At 43.9% G+C, this 19,853-nt stretch carries 19 protein-coding genes; 10 read left to right on the forward strand and 9 right to left on the reverse strand.

Annotated elements, in window-relative coordinates:
• Positions 1-22: 22 nt before the first annotated feature.
• From ABGT66_RS10415 to xdhC, 7 genes are all read left to right on the forward strand, one after another.
• Positions 23-988, forward strand: a complete 966-nt coding sequence (locus tag ABGT66_RS10415) for an FAD binding domain-containing protein (protein ID WP_346690535.1) — start codon at positions 23-25, stop codon at positions 986-988.
• Positions 989-1,078: 90 nt separating this feature from the next.
• On the forward strand, positions 1,079-2,257 hold the full coding sequence (locus tag ABGT66_RS10420) for an FAD-binding oxidoreductase (RefSeq protein WP_346690536.1): 1,179 nt from the start codon (positions 1,079-1,081) through the stop codon (positions 2,255-2,257).
• A 21-nt stretch (positions 2,258-2,278) separates the two neighbouring features.
• On the forward strand, positions 2,279-3,613 hold the full coding sequence (locus tag ABGT66_RS10425) for a UbiD family decarboxylase (protein ID WP_346690537.1): 1,335 nt from the start codon (positions 2,279-2,281) through the stop codon (positions 3,611-3,613).
• Positions 3,614-3,628: 15 nt separating this feature from the next.
• Positions 3,629-4,699, forward strand: coding sequence for a DUF4392 domain-containing protein (locus tag ABGT66_RS10430; RefSeq protein WP_346690538.1), 1,071 nt, complete (start codon positions 3,629-3,631; stop codon positions 4,697-4,699).
• A gap of 92 nt (positions 4,700-4,791) precedes the next feature.
• Positions 4,792-7,086, forward strand: coding sequence for a xanthine dehydrogenase subunit XdhA (gene xdhA / locus ABGT66_RS10435; protein ID WP_346690539.1), 2,295 nt, complete (start codon positions 4,792-4,794; stop codon positions 7,084-7,086).
• Position 7,087: 1 nt separating this feature from the next.
• Positions 7,088-7,966, forward strand: a complete 879-nt coding sequence (xdhB, locus tag ABGT66_RS10440) for a xanthine dehydrogenase subunit XdhB (RefSeq protein ID WP_346690540.1) — start codon at positions 7,088-7,090, stop codon at positions 7,964-7,966.
• Complete coding sequence (xdhC, locus tag ABGT66_RS10445) at positions 7,960-8,436, forward strand: xanthine dehydrogenase subunit XdhC (RefSeq protein ID WP_346690541.1); 477 nt, start codon at positions 7,960-7,962, stop codon at positions 8,434-8,436. The genes xdhB and xdhC overlap by 7 nt, the downstream gene beginning before the upstream one ends.
• A gap of 99 nt (positions 8,437-8,535) precedes the next feature.
• On the opposite strand, the gene ABGT66_RS10450 is transcribed toward xdhC, so the two are convergent.
• The 7 genes from ABGT66_RS10450 to ABGT66_RS10480 form a co-directional block, all read right to left on the reverse strand.
• Positions 8,536-9,120, reverse strand: coding sequence for an XRE family transcriptional regulator (locus ABGT66_RS10450; protein WP_346690542.1), 585 nt, complete (start codon positions 9,118-9,120; stop codon positions 8,536-8,538).
• Positions 9,121-9,488: 368 nt separating this feature from the next.
• Positions 9,489-10,451, reverse strand: coding sequence for a D-2-hydroxyacid dehydrogenase (locus tag ABGT66_RS10455; protein WP_346690543.1), 963 nt, complete (start codon positions 10,449-10,451; stop codon positions 9,489-9,491).
• Between the two features lie 126 nt (positions 10,452-10,577).
• Positions 10,578-11,258 (reverse strand): RraA family protein, encoded by a 681-nt coding sequence (locus ABGT66_RS10460; RefSeq protein ID WP_346690544.1) that lies wholly within the window; start codon positions 11,256-11,258, stop codon positions 10,578-10,580.
• Between the two features lie 20 nt (positions 11,259-11,278).
• Complete coding sequence (locus tag ABGT66_RS10465) at positions 11,279-12,295, reverse strand: C-terminal binding protein (protein WP_346690545.1); 1,017 nt, start codon at positions 12,293-12,295, stop codon at positions 11,279-11,281.
• A 2-nt stretch (positions 12,296-12,297) separates the two neighbouring features.
• Positions 12,298-13,836, reverse strand: a complete 1,539-nt coding sequence (locus tag ABGT66_RS10470) for a tripartite tricarboxylate transporter permease (protein WP_346690546.1) — start codon at positions 13,834-13,836, stop codon at positions 12,298-12,300.
• Positions 13,837-13,858: 22 nt separating this feature from the next.
• Positions 13,859-14,305: a tripartite tricarboxylate transporter TctB family protein gene (locus tag ABGT66_RS10475; RefSeq protein ID WP_346690547.1), complete on the reverse strand. Its 447-nt coding sequence runs from the start codon at positions 14,303-14,305 to the stop codon at positions 13,859-13,861.
• A 47-nt stretch (positions 14,306-14,352) separates the two neighbouring features.
• On the reverse strand, positions 14,353-15,348 hold the full coding sequence (locus tag ABGT66_RS10480) for a tripartite tricarboxylate transporter substrate binding protein (protein ID WP_346690548.1): 996 nt from the start codon (positions 15,346-15,348) through the stop codon (positions 14,353-14,355).
• A 287-nt stretch (positions 15,349-15,635) separates the two neighbouring features.
• Here ABGT66_RS10480 and ABGT66_RS10485 point away from each other — a divergent pair, with 287 nt between their 5' ends.
• Positions 15,636-16,565, forward strand: coding sequence for a LysR family transcriptional regulator (locus tag ABGT66_RS10485; RefSeq protein ID WP_346690549.1), 930 nt, complete (start codon positions 15,636-15,638; stop codon positions 16,563-16,565).
• A gap of 67 nt (positions 16,566-16,632) precedes the next feature.
• On the opposite strand, the gene ABGT66_RS10490 is transcribed toward ABGT66_RS10485, so the two are convergent.
• Positions 16,633-17,064 carry a hypothetical protein gene (locus tag ABGT66_RS10490; RefSeq protein ID WP_346690550.1) on the reverse strand — a complete coding sequence of 144 codons (432 nt, stop codon included), beginning with the start codon at positions 17,062-17,064 and terminating at the stop codon, positions 16,633-16,635.
• A 5-nt stretch (positions 17,065-17,069) separates the two neighbouring features.
• Positions 17,070-17,732, reverse strand: coding sequence for a GntR family transcriptional regulator (locus ABGT66_RS10495; protein WP_346690551.1), 663 nt, complete (start codon positions 17,730-17,732; stop codon positions 17,070-17,072).
• A gap of 291 nt (positions 17,733-18,023) precedes the next feature.
• Between ABGT66_RS10495 and ABGT66_RS10500 the strand changes: the two genes are divergently transcribed.
• A complete protein-coding gene (locus tag ABGT66_RS10500) occupies positions 18,024-18,587 on the forward strand; it encodes an HDIG domain-containing metalloprotein (protein ID WP_346690552.1) in 564 nt (187 codons plus the stop codon).
• 33 nt (positions 18,588-18,620) lie between these two features.
• Positions 18,621-19,850: an SLC13 family permease gene (locus ABGT66_RS10505; protein ID WP_346690553.1), complete on the forward strand. Its 1,230-nt coding sequence runs from the start codon at positions 18,621-18,623 to the stop codon at positions 19,848-19,850.
• Positions 19,851-19,853 lie beyond the last annotated feature (3 nt).

Below are 19,853 nucleotides of genomic sequence, written 5' to 3' on the forward strand. Positions count from 1 at the left end.
TTGGGGAAGGTTGGTATAGCATATGTTTAGAGTAAAAAGAGCGAATACATTCGAAGAGTTATGGCGTATATTTGAAGAATACCCCAACGCATATCCAGTTGCCGGTGGCACTGATATTATACCGCGTGTCAATCAAGGCATAGAGCGACACGACGTATATGTTTCCATTGAGGGAATAAAAGATATGCACGGTATTTCTGTAGCGGATAGTGGAGACGTCAAGATCGGAGCGTTAACGAAACTTGTAGAGGTCACAGAATCTGACATCCTCGCTGATTTCGCCGCACTGAATTGCGCTTGTTCAAAAGTTGCATCTCCACAAATACGCAACCAGGCCACCATCGGCGGCAACGTACTGCAAGAAAATCGCTGTATTTATTTTAATCAATCTGTCAGTTGGAGACGTATAAATCCGTGCTTTAAACTAGGCGGCGATCGATGCTATCAGTACAAAGGAAGCCCAAAGTGTGTTGCGCTTTTTCAGTCTGACGTTGCTCCAGTAATGATGTCTTATGGTGCAGAAGCTGTTTTTGTAAGCAAAAGTGGTGAACGAAAAGTTCCTCTCGCATCTATCTATTTAGATGCAGGTAAAAAGGATAAAGCAAAAGACGAAATTTTGTCGCATCTGATTATCCCCAAACATAAAGGGAAACTTGTATCCGCGTATACAAGAGAAACGATACGTGGCTCCTTCGATTTTCCACTGGTTGGGTGCGCAATTACAATTGTACTGGATAATGGGAAAATTTGCGAAGCCACAATCGTTATGGGGAGTGCGGGCGTAATGCCTCGTTTTGTACCTGAAACACAAAATATGCTGGTAGGCAAAACGCTGGACGAGGCAACGCATTATATAGAAGATGTTAAACAATGTGCGTCAAGAGTGGTTTTCCCGTTCAGAGACAGCAGGATTGACACGCAAAACCGCAAGGCTTTTGCGCAGAAATTAGTTGATGATGCGTGGAAGAGTTTGTTACACAAACAATAAAGCGGCCTGGCACATATATGATGATGCATATACATGTAAAGTGTATATTCTAAATACCTAATCAACTAACACACAGGGAGGTTTTTATGTATGAAGAATTATGATGTTATTTTCATCGGCGGCGGTATTATGGCAAATGCAACAGCATATTCCCTGCTTTGCTTGAAACCGGATATGAAGATTTTAATTATCGAGAAAGATTCCACGTATAAATATGCGGCTACGCCTCTTGCGTTAGGAGGAATACGCCAGCAGTTTAGTGAACGCACAAACATTCGTATGGCGCTTTCAAGTGTAGAAACATTTGAAAATTTCGGCGAGTTAATGGAAACTAAAGCGTTTGGTAAACCAGAAATAGATCTTCGCCAGGGAGGATATCTGTTCTTAGTCGATGAAAGTAAATGGCCTGTCGCGTTAGAAAATGCTCAAGTGCAGAAAGAAGAAGGCGTCGATATAAAACTTCTGAGTATTAGTGATTTGCAGTCCATGCTGCCAGAAACCGATTTGACTGGCGTAGTCGGTGGTACAGTAGCTTCTCGTGAAGGCGTCTTAGATCCAGCTTCAGTATTAACTGGATATATTCGCAAAGCTAAGGAATTAGGAGCAGAGTTAATAAATGACGAAGTAATTTCCATAGAAATGGAAAATGAAAAAATTTGCTCTGTAACATGTAAGTCTGGGGACAGGTACTCTGCAGGTGTTTTTGTAAACGCGGCCGGACCATGGGCTAAAGAGGTCGGCAAAATGATAGGGATTGAAATACCAGTTGAGCCTTTAGCACATGATCTTTATGTTGCAAGGATGCCTATGGATGCAAACGTCGGACATGCATATACTACGTTGCCAACCACAACATGGTGGTACAGAGAACATGAAGATAGAGATACGCTACTTGCAGGAAAAACAAAGCTTGATTTTCAATTAGGTTTTAATTATACGCCGGATATTCCTTACTTCGAAGCTGAGATTTGGCCAGATCTTGCTGATAGGATGGAGAGTCTTGATAATCTCAAGCTAATTAAAGCCTGGCGTGGATGCTATGAATATAATGTAATTGATTTCAACGCTATCATTGGCAAACACCCTGATATTTCCAATTTCTATCTTATTAACGGATTCTCCGGACATGGTATGATGCAAGCACCAGCTGCCGGTAAAGGGCTAGCGGAACATATTTTATACGGTGAATATAAGTCAATTGATCTTAGCGCTATGAATATTAGCCGCTTTAGAGAGAATAAGTTGATTGTAGAAAAAGCAATTATTTAACAAAGAATAGGTGGATATATTATGAAAGATTTACGTGCATTGCTTGAATGGCTTGAAAAAAGGGGGCGTGTTGCACACGTCACAAGAGAAGTTGATCCTGAATATGAACTCGTCGCTGTCGCCAAGAAAATCAATGAAAAATATGGCAAAGCTGTCTACTTTGAACATGTAAAAGGCTCTAAATTTCCTGTTTTGACTTATGCCCTTTCTTCCAGAGAAGGGATAGCAGCATCTCTAAACATGGATCAGAGCAAAATGTTTGAACAGTGGAGTCATAGAGAAGAAAAACAGCTACCGTATAAAATAGTTAGCACTGGTCCCGTTCAGGATGTGATTGTAGATGAACCTAATCTGTTTGATTTACCGCTCTGCATTCACAGCGATGGAAATAATGGACGATATATTACAGGTGGAGTCTTGGTCGCTAGACATCCAGAGCTAGGGATGATGAACGCGTCATTTAATCGATGCCAGCTTGTTGACAAAGATAAACTTCGCGTACGCATGATGCCGCCGCAGCATCTTGGTATTTTTTATGAAGCTGCCGAAAAAATGGATAAACCTTTAGAAGTGGCAATTGTTCTTGGCGCATCCCCAGCCGTTATGTATAGCGGGGCTTCAAAAATTCCTATAGATCGAGACGAGCTGGAATTTGCCGGTGCCCTTGCCGAAGAACAGTTAGAAGTTGTGCGTTGTAAAACCATCGACGTTCTAGTGCCTGCGAATGCGGAAATCGTGATTGAGGGTATCGTCATGCCTCATATCAGGGAAGATGAAGGCCCATTCGGTGAATTTACCGACTCGTATGTGCCTGTGATGAAAAATCATGTATTCCATGTCAAAGCAATCACCCACCGTAAAGATGCGTTTTGGCATGACATTTTTGCAGGAGGGGCAGAAGATCTCAATTTGCTTGCCTTACCGATAGAGGCAGAAATCTACAATCATATCCGCAAGTTTGCTAACCCCGAAGACATCATAGATGTGCATGCATCACCCTTCGTATTCGGATGCTTTATCCGGCTGAAAAAGCGCAATGAGCAACAGCCCAAAAATATCCTTCTTTCCGCACTTGCTTCATACGCGTGGACGCAGTTTGTCGTTGTTGTTGATGAAGATGTGGATGTCAGAAAACCGAATGATGTTTTCTGGGCTATTCAAACTCGTTGCTGTCCACAAACCGGCGTGATGTTGATCCCTGGTGTATCATCCTATACGCGAGAAGATGTCAAGGATGAGAATATTGGTAAATTGGGGATTGATGCAACTGCGCCACTAAGTAAAGCGCACATCTACCGTCGCCGTACAAATAAAATGGATGCGCTCATAAATATTGACGACTACTATAAAGCTTGATGTGAGGTGAATGTGATGGATTTAAAATATATTGGAGAAGCCGTTGATCGACTTGTAACGGTACCTATGTCAAATTGGACAATTTTAAAGGGCCTGCCCCTTACCCAGGTATACGAAGCTGCAAGAGCAAAAGCAGGCGGTGAACCCTTAACGTTAAAAAGTGCAAGGTTGCTAAATGAAAATGTAAACAAGGGCGATACAGTTCTTCTTCTTTCTGGATTTGTTATTTTAAATTGGAATCGGCCAGAGACAGACGGCCCTATAGGTGTCGCAGCGCTTGCGCGCAGTCTTGATCTGTCCTTGGGGGCAGTGCCGGTTATTCTTACAGAAGATATACTGAAAGAGAACCTAAAAAAGACAACCGAGGCAGCCGGATTGATCGTTTGCGATAATGAAGATGAATTACGTCGTGGCGGACGTGGAAGAAAAGCTATGGTACTTGGATTCCCGGTCGATCATAATGAGGCTCAGAAACAGGCAATAGAGATCTTGGATAGGTTAAATCCCAAGGCAGTGATTGCCGTCGAGCGTCCTGGCTGGAATGAGAAACGTGAGCACCACAGCGGCATGGGATACAATATATCTGCTGTTACAGCGAAACTGGATTATCTATATCTTGAAGCACAGAAAAGAGGCATTCTTACTATAGGTGTTGGTGACCTAGGCAATGAAATGGGGATGGGAGTTGTTAAAGAAGAAGTAAAAGCGTTAATCCCCAACGGAGGCAAGTGTCTTTGTGAATGTGGTGCTGGTATTGCCTGTGATGTATCGGCAGATGTCGGGCTGATCTGTAATATTTCTAATTGGGGTGCATATGGTATTTGTGCTTGTCTTGCGGCACTTGCAGGCGAAGAGGAGGTCCTTCACAACGGCAGCTTGGAAAAGCGTATGATTAGAGCTTGCGTTGATGCTGGAGCTCTTGATCCTGTTAGTGGTATGCTGATACCTCGCGTTGATGGAGAGCCAGAAGAAACAAATATGTATATTATTGAAATGTTGCGAGGTATCGTGCGCCATGCAACAACAGGAAGTATTTTCACAAGAAGTTATATTAGCACAGGTAAAAATGTAATTAAAAATCTATAGAAGATCATTCCCAATGGCTGTATAGTGTTATAGCGCTATCAGCCATTGGGACTTTTTATAGTTTTTAGGAAAGTCGGCGGGAGGCGTAGAAAATGATAATTGGGAAAAGTATACCCCGAGTTGATGCGATGGATAAAGTTCTAGGCAGAGCAAAGTTTACAGAAGATTTAATTCCTCCAGATGCGCTTGTAGCAAAAGTTCTGCATAGTACATTTGCAAATGGTTTAATTAAATCTATAGATGTGTCTCAAGCAGCAAGCCTCCCAGGTGTTGAAAAAATAGTTACTTGCTTTGACGTACCAGATATTCAATTTGCCACCCCAGGTCATCCATGGTCGTTGGATTTGGATCATAGGGACGTGGCTGATAGGAAACTATTGAATCAGCGTGTACGGCATTGGGGGGACTGTATTGCTGCCGTTGTCGCAATTGATGAATTGACGGCAGAGAAAGCATTAAGGTTAATAAAAGTAGACTATGACGAATATCCCCCATTGATGAACGTCGAAGATGCAATCAACGCTGATGACGGCAATATCATACATGAGGAATATCCCTCTAATGTGCTTAAAAAGACAGCATATTCTGAGGGAGATATCAATAAAGAGCTTGAGAATAAGTCTACACAAAAATGCGAAGGACTGTATCAGACAGATGCAGTACAGCATTGTCATATTGAAAATGCATGTAGCTTTGCTTATATGGAGGGTGAACGTATAGTTGTCGTGACATCTACACAAATTCCTCACATTATAAGACGCATAATCGCTCAGGCTTTAGGGATATCTTATGGTTTAGTACGCGTAATAAAACCATGTGTAGGCGGCGGTTTTGGAAATAAGCAAGATGCCATATATGAACCGCTTAACGCATTTCTGTCAATGCAATGCGGAGGTAAGTGTGTCGCATTAACTTTGAGTAGAGAGGAAACTTTCCACTCTAGCCGCACACGCCATGCTATTGATTTTTATCTTACAACATGGGTGGATAACACGGGAAAGATTATCGCAAGGAAAAGCCGCGTAGTATCAAACCAAGGTGGTTATGCGTCTCACGGACATACAATAGCTGCCAATGCATCTAGCGGTTATCGTAATTTATATCATCAGGACGCATTAGAACAAGAAACTATGACTGTATATACCAATAAATGCGCTGGTGGAGCTATGCGCGGTTATGGTATACCGCAGATAAATTTTGCAATGGAGTCACACATCGATGATATTGCACGGTTGATCGATATGGATCCGATTATATTTAGACAAAAAAATATGATGCAGCTTGGTGATTTAGATAAACAGACTGGCATCATATGCCACAGTAATGGCTTATCCGAATGTCTAGATATAGGCAAAAAATATACTGATTGGGAACAAAAAAGGGCTTCATACAAGAACCAAACCGGCAACTTACGCAAAGGGATCGGCATGGCCATTTTTAGCTATAAGTCCGGCGCGTATCCTAGTGCCATGGAAATCGGCAGTGCGAGGGTCATTCTTGTACAGGATGGTTCAATACTTGTAGAAATGGGAGCTACAGAAATCGGTCAGGGCGCGGACACAGTATTTACACAGATAGCATCTGAGTCTCTTTCTATTCCATATGATCAGATACATGTAGTAAGTACTCAAGACACAGATCATGCCCCCTTTGATACAGGAGCATATGCATCGAGACAAACATACGTTTCCGGTGCAGCTCTTAAACAAACATGTCAAATATTAAAGAATAAATTGATTAAATATGCGTCCGAAATGCTGGCTCAACCAGAAAATACCCTTGATATCAAAAATGGACACATAGTCAATAAAAACAATGATATGCCCGTGGTTTCATTAAAGGATCTTGCAATGACAGCATTTTATAGCAGAGATCATGCGCTACATATCACAGCAGAATCTTCATACCAATGTAAAGATAATACATACGCTCTAGGATGTTGCTTTGCAGAAGTTGAGGTTAATATTAATATGGGGCACATAAAAATTGAAAATATTATTAACGTTCATGATAGTGGCAAAATCATAAATCCTGTATTGGCTTCTGCTCAAGTACATGGTGGAATGGCGATGGGAATCGGATATGCTATGTACGAACAGATGCTATATGATAAAAATGGCCATTTACTCAACGGAAACCTTTTAGATTATAAAATACCGACAGCAATGGACATCCCCGAATTAAAAACTGCTTTCTTTGAAACGAATGATCCAAGTGGTCCATACGGCAACAAGTCACTCGGTGAACCACCAACGATACCTGTCGCTGCCGCAATTAGGAACGCCGTTCTTTGCGCAACAGGTGTTGCAATTGATAAGCTGCCATTAAATCCACCTAATTTGATTAAGAGTTTTATGGATGCCGGATTATTACAGGAGAAAAAATAGAATGCTTGATATTGTTCAGAATAATATCGCTCGCAGTATTGACGATGTGTTATGCATATTAAATAGTGAACCAGAAACGAAAATCATCGCTGGCGGTACAGATGTGCTGATTAAAATAAGGGAAGGGAAAATACCTCATGCAAAACTTGTCAGCATTGGAGCAATCCCAGAGCTCAAGGGGACTGCGATCAGAGATGACGGTATAATAAGAATCGGTCCTCTTTCTACGTTCAGAGAACTTGAATCAGATCAACTTGTTGCTCAGAATATTCCAATCATAGCAAAAGCTGCAATGAGCGTTGGCGGGCCCCAGATACGCGCTGTCGGGACAATCGGGGGCAATATTTGTAATGGTGCGACAAGCGCAGATACGGCACCATCATTATTTACCCTTAATGCAAAACTTGTACTTATGAGCAAAGAGAGGAAACGTACAGTAAATATACAAGACTTTTATCTCGGACCTGGGAAGGTTGATCTCGCCTATAACGAAATTATGACCGATATTCTAATATCGAGAGATGATTACAGCGGTTATTGCGGTTATTATTATAAATACGCTATGAGGAATGCTATGGATATATCCACAATTGGGTGCGCTGTACAAGTAAAGCTCAATGAAAATGGTAGGACAGTAAACGACATTCGTATTGCTTATGGCGTCGCTGCGCCAACTCCTATTAGACTAACGAAAGCGGAGGAAGCCTTACGAGGTAAAGACTATGCGGATGTTTTAGAATTAGGCCCTGACTTAGTACGTGCCGAAATAAAACCGAGAGATTCTTGGCGTGCCAGCAAAGCATTTAGAGAGCATATTGCTGGAGAGATTTTTAAAACATCTGTATATCGCGCATTAGAAGGGATAGCTTCATCATGTTAAAAATCGTTGAATTCAATGTAAATGGTAAGGATTATGAAATTGCGGTCAACCCAGGAGAATTACTAGTCGATACCTTGCGTATTAGATTAGGACTTACAAGTGTTAAAAAAGGATGTTCTGTTGGAGAATGCGGCGCATGCGCTGTTCTTATTGATGGGGTTGTGGTGAATAGTTGCATATATCTTACCGAATGGGCAGAACACAAACAACTTATTACCGTAGAGGGATTGAGAAATAAAGATAATTCTTTACATCCCGTACAAAAAGCTTTTATAGAGGAAGCCGCCGTACAGTGCGGGTTCTGTACTCCTGGTTTCATCTTAACAGCAGTAGAAATTGTTGGCCACAGGAAAAATTATACGCGCGATGAGATTCGTCGTTTAATATCTGGTCATTTATGCCGGTGTACTGGGTATGAAAATATCATTAACGCTATAGAACGTGCTGTCAAGGAATCTCACAAGCCATAAACTTTGTTCTATAACAATCTGGCTTTTCTTGCGCAACTTGATGTGCTATCAGTTCGTGCAAGAAGAGCCAGATGCTTTTGTTTATTACTGCACACATTATTACATTGTAGGTTCTTCGCCATATTGTAATGGCGGTGTTAATATATAAAGCACCTTGGCAATATTGTTAGATAAGTTGACAAAATTATGGGGGAAATTCCCTAACCCATGATAGCTATCTCCTGGATACAGAGTGACCTCTTGATCATTTACAAAAAAAGATACGATTCCTTCTAAAACATATGTAAATTCTTCCCCGCGATGCTCAAGCATGACAACATCTTCTTTACACTGCCCCGGCAGTAATGTTATTAACATGGGATCTAAGCAGAAAGATGGATTATTGCTTCCAATACTGTAATATATATAATTTCCACTTATACTTCTAATCTTAGGCGAATATCCATGTTTAATAACATATGACGAAGACGCATCTTCTGTTGTATCTTTAAGAAAAAAGTCTGTAACATTTTGTGATAAAGCATCTGCAATTTTTTTTAAAGACACAATGGCAATAGAAGTCTGACCTCGTTCTACCATAGAGAGAAAACTAATAGATAAACCTGTTTCAGCAGATAATTTTTTGAGTGTCATCTTTTGAGCAATACGCCTTGCTTTTATTCTCTGACCTAGTTCTTTTTCCATTATCTCACCGCACATTTATACTAAAAAGGATGATATTTATAATTATACACTATTCGTTGCTTTTAAGTAACTCCTAATGATATATATCATCCAAGCTTATAGTATAACAAGGAACTTAAAGAAAAAATAAAAGCCGGGCATCTTAACTTGTCCGGCGTTAAACGTTATTATAATCTTAATAGACAAAATTACATCGTCAAAACAATATAGCCAGAATGCCTAAAAGTTCACCCATGTTCCGTAGCGCAAGAAAAGATGTATGAATTGGGGGGCGATTCGGTGTTTCAACGAAGCGATAACTGTTTATTAACATTATTGCCTTACGAATTTAAAAGTTTAAATGTTCATGATTTATTGCCAACTACAATTTAATTGACAATATTTTGTGGTCTACCTGCTAAAAATGCAATCAGATTATCCGCCGCCATATCCATTAATCGGGCACGGCATTCTTTCGATGCCCAAGAAATATGGGGAGTAATGATGCAGTTCTTCGCTTTTAACAATGGGTTATCCTTTTTGATAGGTTCCTCAGACACGACATCGACGCCCGCTGCATATACTTTTCCTGAATTCAAAGCCTCTGCCAAATCCTTTTCAATAATTAGCGGCCCTCTTGAATTATTTAATATAATAACTCCATCTTTCATCTTCTCAATATTTTTCTTACAGATTATCCCTTTAGTGGAATCAAGAAGAGGACAATGTAGAGCAATCACATCCGATTCAGCAAATAACCTATCAATGTCAACATATTCTGCAATCTCTCGCCCAGCAACATTAGGGAACGCATCGTAGGCGATAACTTTCATACCAAGCGCCTTAGCAACTCTCCCAGTCGTTTGCCCAATCCTACCAAAGCCGATAATACCAATTGTCTTGCCAGCAAGCTCGATTAATGGATAATCCCAAAAACACCAATCTAAACTGTTTTCCCAGGCTCCTTCAAAGACCCGTTTACTATGGTGTCCGATATGGTGACAAATTTCTAGAAGTAGCGCAATAGCAAATTGGCCTACCGCAGATGTTCCGTACGACGGGATATTTGTCACACAGATATTTTTTGCCTTAGCGCCAGCGACATCCACCACATTATAGCCTGTAGCCAGAACGCCGATATACTTTATGTTGGGGCAATTTTCTAACACAATGTTCGGCATAGGTGTTTTATTTGTCAAAACAATCTCTGCATCGCCTATTCTGTCGGCAATCTCTTGATAATCTGTTAAAGAAGTCCTGTCATATACGGTCAAGGAACCTATTTTTCCCATGCGTTCCCAACTGATATCTCCAGGATTCAAAGCATAACCATCCAGCACAACAATCTTCATCTTACTTCTCCCTATCCTAATATCTTGAAATAACTACCCAAGAAACAACAAAACTAGGTCCCGTATGCTGACGGGACCTAAGTTATTAGTTATTTATTAGACAATACTTTCAACCGTACCTATTTTCTAGATAATCTCGCAACCGATTTCTTTCAGCTTTTCATCCACCCACGGACGAATATATGTTTTATCGTTCACTATATGCTCCATGATACTATTTTCTTTGTCCTGAGTAGCTTCTGTTGCGTCTGCTAGTTCTGCAGCAATCGCAGGGTCTATAAATAGTACGCCATCGTCGTCTCCAACGACAATATCCCCCGGATTTACTATTTTTCCACCAATAACGACCGGAACGTTGATTTCTCCCGGGCCATTTTTGTATGGACCGTTAGGAATAGCAGCGCGCGCATATACATGGAACCCTTCCATATTTGCGAGGCCCTCACGATCGCGTATGGCACCGTCACAGACTATGCCTTTGATTCCTCTGGCCTTGCAGTAGGTGGCCATGAGTTCTCCAAAAATCGCTCTATCCACAAAGCCGCCGGCATCGATAACAATGACATCGCCGGGCTTGGCAAGATCCATTGCAGCATGGAACATTAAATTATCTCCCTGCGGGACCTTGATGGTAAACGCAGGCCCAAGCAGCTGCCCTTTGTAACCGATAGGCTCAATACCTGCATCAACAGCTGCGATTCTGCCCATGTTATCATCGATATTGGCTACCGGCATACCTTCAAAGCGCGCGATTAACTCCGGCGCCGGCCTTTTAAAGTCTCGAATAATCTTGCATCCAATTGCCATAAAAACTTACCTCCTAGAAACTAAATAAAAGTAAATTCTGTTTTTTCATTTAATATCTTGCGGTTCGCCACGCACCGAGCTGGGATATTATGCGTTAGCACCGCTTGCGGAATCAAGCTGCATACCATGTTAATTTGTGTCTTTTTAGAACCGGCCCCATAGGACCCGCTATGCGGGTTCAAGATCACATTATCCATCTTCAAGAGAGGATCATCTTTTGCAATCGGCTCTTCTTCCATGGTATCAAGTCCAGCATAAAGGATTTCTCCGGTTAACAGCGCAGTCGCCAAAGCCTTTTGATCAATGATAGGACCGCGAGAAGTGTTAATAATCATCGCCGTCTTTTTCATTTTTTTAAACGCTTCTTTGTTGAAGATATGTGTTGTCTCGGGCGTCAAGACAGAATGAATAGAAATAATATCACTCTGTTCCAGCAATTCATCAAACGACACAAATTCCACATCCGGATACTGGCGTTTTACTGCATCGGAAACGTATGGGTCAAATGCAATAATACGAGTGCCAAAACCGCCATGGAAAATGTCATGCAGATGATGCCCCGCAGCGCCAAAGCCAAAAAGCCCAAGCGTCATTTCACGTACATCTCCAGGCATCAAATAGCTGCATTTAGGCCATTCCCCTTCGCGTATCTTGCGGTCATAGTAAGCAGTGTTGCGTACCAGTCCCATAATCATGGCAGTTGCGAGGTCGGCCAGTTCTTTCGCGCAAAATCCCGGAAGGAAAAGTACTATCTTCCCCAATTCTGTTGCTGCGTCCAGATCTATTGAATTTACACCGGCGCCAAAGCGCTGTATAAATTGCAACTCGGGAAGCGCTTCCATAACCTTCCTTGTTATAGGAGGATTACCTGTGCCAAGAATCGCGCTACACCCGCGGCATCCATTAATTATTTCATCCTCGCTTGTAAAATGTGCCAATTCGAGCGTGATGCCGGCTTGTTTATAAGCATTTTGGACACGTTCCAGCTCCTCCGCAGAGACACTTCCATAATCCTTGTCTACAACTATAGCTCTCATGTCTAATCCTCCGACGCCGTATCGTTCAGCGTATCCTCTGCCGCTTTTGCTTTACGATTGATAATCTTCACAATCAGCGGGAAGAATAAGGATGCGATTGTCAATATGGCAAGCACAATCGAAATCGGTCTGGAGAAGAAGTAACCGACGAAATCCCCGCGGAACAGCAGAACCGCCTGTCTCCAGTTCATTTCCGCCATAGGCCCGAGAATCATTCCCAAAACTACGGGTGCCGTGGCAAAACCGAATTTCCGCATGAAATAGCCTATCAGACCAAAAGCGAGCATCACATAAACATCGAATACATTCAGGCGAATTGCATATGCACCAATCAGCGAAAGGGCCAAGATAAGCGGACAAAGAATCGTCATCGGTACTACGCTGATTTTCACCACTTGTTTGGCGATGCAAAGTCCTATGACTCCCATCAAAATATTAGCCGCCAAGAATCCCAAGATAATGCAATATGTTATATCGCCTTGCTCAGTAAACAGCTTATAGCCTGGCTGCATTCCCTTAATCATCAGACCGCCGAGCATAATCGCCGTAACGCCTGAGCCGGGGATTCCGAGGGTGAGCATCGGAATCAAGGCACCGCCTGTGACCGCGTTGTTTGCCGTTTCGGAAGCGCAAATACCTTCCAAAGAACCGTGCCCGAATTTTTCAGGATGTTTTGAGGTCTTTTTAGCGGTATTATAAGACAGCCAGCTTCCGACATCTCCGCCAGCACCGGGAAGAATACCGACCAAAACGCCTATGATGGAAGACTGCACAATGGTAAATGCTAACTGCTTCAACTCTTTAAGCGTCAGGAGCATTTCTCCGCTGAGGCTTGACGCTGCGTCGTCTAAGATGCTCTTTTTACCTTTTACTATGTCTTCAACTGCAATCATGACCTGTGACAGTGAGAACAGCCCGATCATAGCAGGTACAAGCTGAATTCCAGCTTCTAGGTTGATGCTGCCGAAGGTAAAACGTGGAGTTCCCGTAAAGATATCAAGGCCTATACAACCGACCAAAATTCCAAGGAAACCGCTCATCAACCCTTTCATCATGTTATCGCCCGCAACGCTGGCAATAACAGTCAGTCCAAAGGCACCGAGGAAGAAATATTCCAGCGAACCGAAATACAAAACTACCCTCGACAGCGGCGGCGCTATACACAGCAGACAAATTGCGCTGAAAGTTCCCCCTATCATTGAGGACATAGTGGAGCATCCGATAGCCTTTAGGCCACGTCCCTGCCGCGTTAAAGCATATCCATCCATTGCAGTAGCAGCGGAAGACGGTGTCCCTGGAGTATGGAGCAGACATGCCGTTATAGACCCGCCGTAAATTGCCGACGTATACACAGCAGTAAGCATCGTAATCCCGGCTGCCGCATTCATACCGTATGTAATAGGTATCAGAAGCGCAACGGCCATACTGGCGCTCAGCCCTGGCATCGCGCCTATAATCATGCCTCCAACCACACCGACCATGAGAGCAAGTAAGACTTCAGACGTAAATAGCGTTGATAAAGCACCCGCTAACATATCCATATGTATTTCCCTCCTATGCTCTCTAACGAATTAGCCGTACCGACAGCTGTACCACGAATAGGTAATATATAAATGCTAGGTACAGAACTGTTATAACGATAATCAGCCATTTAGGTTTAACCTTTTCAATCAGCATATATACGACGATCATGATTGCTGTGGCGATAAAATAATCTGTCGCAACAAACAACGCCGTATAAGCAATTGATCCAATGAATACGATCATCGGCATTTTTGCATCGCCGAACGGCAACCTTGAAGATTCCACTACACCCGCAGCACGAAGTTGCTTATCCTTGGCTATGATATACCAGACGTCAACCGTATTAACTATAGCAGTGAGCGTCAATACCATGCGAGGAAGCAGAGCGGAATCCGACGACAAAGAAGTCGTAACGGCAAACAAGAATCCGACAACCGCGTATATTACGACGGCGACCAGTATATCTTGCTTTGCTCTAGGACTCATTATTTCCCCTCTTTCCTAAAACGATCTTGACAATCGCACATAACCGATTACTTTTTCAGTTCGTCAGAACGATCGTACGCCGCAAGGGCAGATTCCAGGCGATCCTGCATTAATGCCTGATATTCTTCATTTTCTACATAGTTGACAGGCGTATATATTTCAGCCATTTTAGCCATCATGGCTTCGTCATTGATGCATTCACGCAGCGCGGTCAGTATTATTTCGCGAACCTTCGGGTCAGCGCCCTTGGGGATACCAAAACCACGGCAGGAGTCTCCTATCATATTTTCTCCTGTGAGCTCTTTAAACGTTGGAACTTCGGCAAGATTTTTGTCTCTCTCAGGCGCAAAGACACATATAATTTTATACTCTCCGTTAATATGCGCGTTGGCCATTTCAGATACGTTACCGACCATAAAGTCGGTGCTGCCGTTGAGCAGCATTGTCTGGTTGTCTGCAGCTCCGCCAGTCTGAATCATAGAAGCTTTCGTTCCATAGTATTTGGTAAGACGGTGAACTATGGTGGCGTCGTCGCTCAGTATACCGACGGCAGAAGCCGACGAAATCAGTTCGTTATTTTTCCAGTATTCCACCAAGCTGTTCCAGTCGGTGTAGCGTTTTTCATCCTTACGAATGGCGATGGCATTGTAGTCAGATACCCAGTTACAGAGCAGGTCTACATCCTTGTAGGTATATTTGCGCGGATTGGCGGGGTCATATGCGCCAAGATTGAAGTTCGGCGTGTTGATCTGATAAATGCTGTATCCATCTGGCTTTGCATTCTGGAACATCTGCGTCCACATAACCCAACCGCCGGCTCCAGTTATGTTCTCTACGATTACAGTCTGTCCAAAATATGCAGTCAGCTTTTCAGCGAGAATGCGGCAAATAAGGTCGGAACCGCCGCCAGCAGAATAACCGCAATAAAGTGAAATGGTATTCGTCGGGTAGTTTGCATCATCCTTTGCCGCGGCATTACCACACGTAATAGCGCTCATTACCATAAATAAAGAAGCGACTGATATTGCTATGATCTTTTTCATATTTTATTACCCTCCGTATCTCAAGCTTTGGTATAAATTCCAAGTTGCTATAAAAAACAAAAACCCCATTCGATGAACTAACTAGTGTGTGCGTCAAACAATTTACTATTTAATAGAAGATTGCCCATTACTTCACTGCATATAACCACCTCGCTATTTTTCCCTAATTGAACAAAGATTCTTCCGACTACATTTTCATGATATATCAGAGAACTCTTGTTCGTAAAATGCCAATTAGTGTATGATAAATATAGCTTTTATGTCATGTTATAGGAGAAGAGATTATCATGTTTTTCAAAAACTATAACAATTTTATAACTATAGTTGAATGCGGCAGCATAACACGTGCGGCTGAGATATTGTTCCTCACGCAGCCCTCACTCAGCAAATATCTAAAACGTTTGGAACAAAACTTAGGCGTAGAACTATTTGACCATCGCGCATCACCGTTAAAGCTTACCTATGCAGGAAAACGTTATTATGAATATATAAAAAGAATACAAGCGATGGATCGTCAATTCAGCGAAGAGCTCAGCGGTCTTCGTAATAACGAGGTGGGGGAAATACGCGTCGGCATTGCTCAATGGAGAGGAGCTATAATGCTGCCGACACTTATTCCAGCTTTCCATAAGCACCATCCGAAATGGGATATTGTACTTAAAGAAGGTCGCGCCGTTCAGGTGGAAACTGCTTTAGTGCAAGGAGAGGTCGATATATGCCTCATGAACTTTCCGTCCCACTTTCCTAGTCAGACTATACAGGAAACGCTATGGAGCGAAAAATGCATTTTGGTCGGCAATAAGCAACATCCTTTGGTAAAAAAAGCGATATCCTCTATACCCATTCAAAAAGACGGATATCGACATGTTGACATTACATTTTTAGAAAATGAACATTTCATATCTTTACAGCCAGGTCAAAATATGACTGTCGCGACAGATAGGCTTTTGGCCCAACAAAATATTCGCCCACGTAAGATTTGGCAAACTGAGAATATGTCTACGGCATTAAATATGGTATCTAACACTATGAGTTTTACTATTATGCCGGAGATGGGCGCTAAAACCCAATTCGTTCCAGACAACGTAGAATTCTTTGCAATTGAACATTCCGAAGAGTTACTCCTGTTCGGCGTTGTATATAGGAAAAATTTCGTCTTGAACAAGCAGATACATACATTAATCAATTTAACAAAATCAATATATAACAAAAGCTAATGCAAATTATATTATTGTTATGCCGATAGTCCAATAATACTTAGGATATTGAGACGTGTTGTCAATGTTAAAACGTCTTCTTCACCACGTGCTCGTGCAGGGCGGCGGCTAGGCGTTCGGCTAGTTCTTTGTCGACGTTTTCGGTGCGGGCGTAGGTTATGACGGCGCCTTCGACCATGCGGATGGAGCGCATCGTGAGGCGGATTCTGCGCTCGGCGGTGAGGGCGTTGAGGAGGCCTCGGGCGTATTCTTCGTTGGGGTTCTGCATGCACTGGAGCGCGAAGGATTTGACGACGTTGTGCGGGCGTAGGCTCGCGGCGCCGAGCGCGAAGGCGCAGAGCCCGACTGCGCCGAGCGCGACGCCGGGCCATTTTACGGAATCGCCGAAGGCCGTATAGCAGAGGACTCCGGCGGCGAGTATCGCCGCGCCGAACAGTTCAAAGCGCCGCGCCGTCGCGCGGTAGCGCGTGTAGCATTCTGCTTCGCTGCGTGCGTTCATGTGCGTTATATCTCCTGTCCGGAATTTTTCAGTATCGCGGCGAGCGACGATTCTTTCGAGCAGCGGAGGTGCTCCGTCATCGCGAGCGCCGCGCCCTGCCAGTCGCGCGCTAGGCAGGCGTCGGCTATGCGCGCGTGCTCCGCCATCGTGTCGCGGATGCGGCTTTCGATGAGCCGGCCGCTCAGCACGCGCAGGCGGACGCTCTGGACGTGTATTCTGTCGTAGAGCTCGAGCAGGTAGTCGTTCTCTATCGCGGAGATGAGGGTCTCGTGGAAGCGGTCGTCGATGCCGTAGATGTCGTCGCCGCTGCCGCCGCCTCCGTAGGCGTGGAACGCCTCTGAGAAGCGCGCGATTGCCGCCAAATCAAGCTTGTCGTGGTGCGCGGCCAGCGCGTAGGGCTCGACGAGCGCGCGGACCTCGAATATCTGATGTATGTCGCCGATGGAGATGGCCGAGACCATTATGCCGCGCTTCGGGTAGACGCGCACGAGCCCCTCCTGCGCGAGCCGCCCTATCGCTTCGCGCACCGGCGTGCGCGAGAAGCCGAGCTCTTCGCGGAGCAGCGACTCGCTTAGCATGTCGTTCGGCGCGTATTCGCAGCGCTCGATTTTTTTGCGGATGAATTGGTACGCCTGATTCTGCATCGACGAGTCACGCTCTGCGGTCAATCGTGTCTCTCCCTTTACTTCAACGTTTGGACTATGATAGCCTCGTTTCGCTCTGTTTTCAAGCGCAATTTAATTACAATAGATATGTAAGAAGAGCTTTTGCATATTTATCGACAGCGTTTGCTCAATTATGGATTTTACATATACATATAGATAAATAGTAATATGGATATTGAAAATAAAGCATTTTTTTAAATAACAGTCGAAAGCTATAATGATGACATTGTTAAATAGTTAACTTTAACAATGTGGATTATATTCCATTACCAACAGGAGGTTAAGCCAATGTATATGAGCTTGGAGGACTTTATCCCGGAAATCAAATACCTGAACGACCAAGAACTGCGTATGAAAGTGGCGGCAACGTTTGATGAGGCGCGTGAAATAGGCGGTTGGACATGGGAAGAGCTTGCAGAACTTCCCTTCACTGTGAATATCCCCGGCGTTACTATAACGCTGAGGGAACATATGCGCTCAGTAGCTTATATGACAAATCAGGCTTATCAGATGATGCAGACATGCTACGGCGAAAAACATCCAGAATACAAGTGGAACTACGATTATTTAATGGCGGGCGCTCTGCTGCATGACGTCGGCAAAATTATTGAATATGGTAAGGATGAGAACGGGCGTCCATATGTGAATGAGAGAGGGAAATTGATGCACCACTGCATTTCCGGCTCGTGTCTCGCGGCAAAGAACGGACTGCCGGATGAAGTCGTGCATATGATTGCGGTTCATGTGCAGGACGGGACGAAAAAATATCGATCTCCCGAAGCTGCGGTCATCAACAAGATAGATTTGCTGAATTTTGATCCTTTTAAGGCGTTCGCAGGCATAGCGCAGAATTATTAAGTTTATGCAGCGGCATAGATAGGAGCTGAAATTATGGATATACAAATTTTATCGATTTTGGCGCTCATTGTAGCTATCGCTATAGGGTTTTTTCGAAATGTCAACACGGGGCTTTTAGGAATATCATTTGCGTTTTTTATAGGCATATTCTTTGCCGGAATGTCGGCAAACGATATAATGAAGGGCTTTCCGCTTCAGCTTTATCTGAGGCTGGTAGGCGTTTCTCTGCTGTTCTTTATGGCAAAGACGAACGGCACTATGGATCTTATCGCCGCGTTTATCGAGCGCGTGTCCCGCGGGAAGAATCGTCTTATACCTATTTTCTTTTTCTTCGCGAATTCAATTCTTACGGCACTGGGGCCTGGGCCGCTGCCTGCCAACTCGATCATGATACCGATGGGCATGGCCGTTGCAAGACGCGAGAAAATATCCGATCTCCTTATGGGGACGATGGTGGCTTCCGGCGCGCTTTTCGGCACGCTGTTCCCGCTCTCATCGACAGGCATCGTAGCGATCACTCTTTCCGAAGGAGTCGGCGTGACTCGTTATTTCCCGATTTTCTGCGGATTGACGATAGCAGCTTTTATCGAGGGAATCATTCTATATGCCGTACTGGGCGGCTGGAAGCTTAAAAATCACGAGGTCGAGAGCCGCGGGGAAAAAATAGAAATTACGAAAGAACAAAAAATAACGGTTCTCGTCATAGCGCTTTTTGTTATCGGCGTGCTCGTTATGAAATATGAGCTCTATCTGATGGCTTTCCTCGCGTCGACTGTACTTGCCGCGCTTGGCTTGGTGAAGCAGAACGAAGCAATTAAGTCTGTTCCGTGGGGGACGTTCCTTATGATAGCCGGCGTCAATATGCTGATCACGGTTATCGAGTTTGTCGGCGGCATTGCGATGATAGCTGATACGCTGTCTAGCGTTATGACTCCGGTTACCGCGTCGCCGATTATGGCTGTTATCGGCGGGCTTATGTCTACGGTGTCAAGCGCCGTCGGCGTCGTAATGCCGACTATGATTCCGACGACGGCCGGCATTGCATCCGAAGTGGGCGGCGTTACAACTTCGGCGCTGATATCCGCCGTTATCACAGGTTCGCATCTCAGCGCATACTCGCCGATGTCCGGCATGGGCGGTTTGATTATGGCGAATGCGAATGAAGAAACGGATAAAGGCAAGCTTTTCACACAGCTTATCATCGTCGCGCTGGCGTCGACGGTTCTTGCCGCCGTGTGGGGATTCTTGGGGCTTTATCGCTAAACC

Source organism: uncultured Cloacibacillus sp., from assembly GCF_963926575.1.
In the GTDB taxonomy this organism is placed as follows: domain Bacteria; phylum Synergistota; class Synergistia; order Synergistales; family Synergistaceae; genus Caccocola; species Caccocola faecigallinarum.

Coding starts and splice junctions, on each gene's coding strand:
- ABGT66_RS10415 (WP_346690535.1), top strand. CDS start 23: ATGTTTAGAGTAAAAAGAGCGAATACATTCGAAGAGTTATGGCGTATA.
- ABGT66_RS10420 (WP_346690536.1), top strand. CDS start 1,079: ATGAAGAATTATGATGTTATTTTCATCGGCGGCGGTATTATGGCAAAT.
- ABGT66_RS10425 (WP_346690537.1), top strand. CDS start 2,279: ATGAAAGATTTACGTGCATTGCTTGAATGGCTTGAAAAAAGGGGGCGT.
- ABGT66_RS10430 (WP_346690538.1), top strand. CDS start 3,629: ATGGATTTAAAATATATTGGAGAAGCCGTTGATCGACTTGTAACGGTA.
- xdhA (WP_346690539.1), top strand. CDS start 4,792: ATGATAATTGGGAAAAGTATACCCCGAGTTGATGCGATGGATAAAGTT.
- xdhB (WP_346690540.1), top strand. CDS start 7,088: ATGCTTGATATTGTTCAGAATAATATCGCTCGCAGTATTGACGATGTG.
- xdhC (WP_346690541.1), top strand. CDS start 7,960: ATGTTAAAAATCGTTGAATTCAATGTAAATGGTAAGGATTATGAAATT.
- ABGT66_RS10450 (WP_346690542.1), bottom strand. CDS start 9,120: ATGGAAAAAGAACTAGGTCAGAGAATAAAAGCAAGGCGTATTGCTCAA.
- ABGT66_RS10455 (WP_346690543.1), bottom strand. CDS start 10,451: ATGAAGATTGTTGTGCTGGATGGTTATGCTTTGAATCCTGGAGATATC.
- ABGT66_RS10460 (WP_346690544.1), bottom strand. CDS start 11,258: ATGGCAATTGGATGCAAGATTATTCGAGACTTTAAAAGGCCGGCGCCG.
- ABGT66_RS10465 (WP_346690545.1), bottom strand. CDS start 12,295: ATGAGAGCTATAGTTGTAGACAAGGATTATGGAAGTGTCTCTGCGGAG.
- ABGT66_RS10470 (WP_346690546.1), bottom strand. CDS start 13,836: ATGGATATGTTAGCGGGTGCTTTATCAACGCTATTTACGTCTGAAGTC.
- ABGT66_RS10475 (WP_346690547.1), bottom strand. CDS start 14,305: ATGAGTCCTAGAGCAAAGCAAGATATACTGGTCGCCGTCGTAATATAC.
- ABGT66_RS10480 (WP_346690548.1), bottom strand. CDS start 15,348: ATGAAAAAGATCATAGCAATATCAGTCGCTTCTTTATTTATGGTAATG.
- ABGT66_RS10485 (WP_346690549.1), top strand. CDS start 15,636: ATGTTTTTCAAAAACTATAACAATTTTATAACTATAGTTGAATGCGGC.
- ABGT66_RS10490 (WP_346690550.1), bottom strand. CDS start 17,064: ATGAACGCACGCAGCGAAGCAGAATGCTACACGCGCTACCGCGCGACG.
- ABGT66_RS10500 (WP_346690552.1), top strand. CDS start 18,024: ATGAGCTTGGAGGACTTTATCCCGGAAATCAAATACCTGAACGACCAA.
- ABGT66_RS10505 (WP_346690553.1), top strand. CDS start 18,621: ATGGATATACAAATTTTATCGATTTTGGCGCTCATTGTAGCTATCGCT.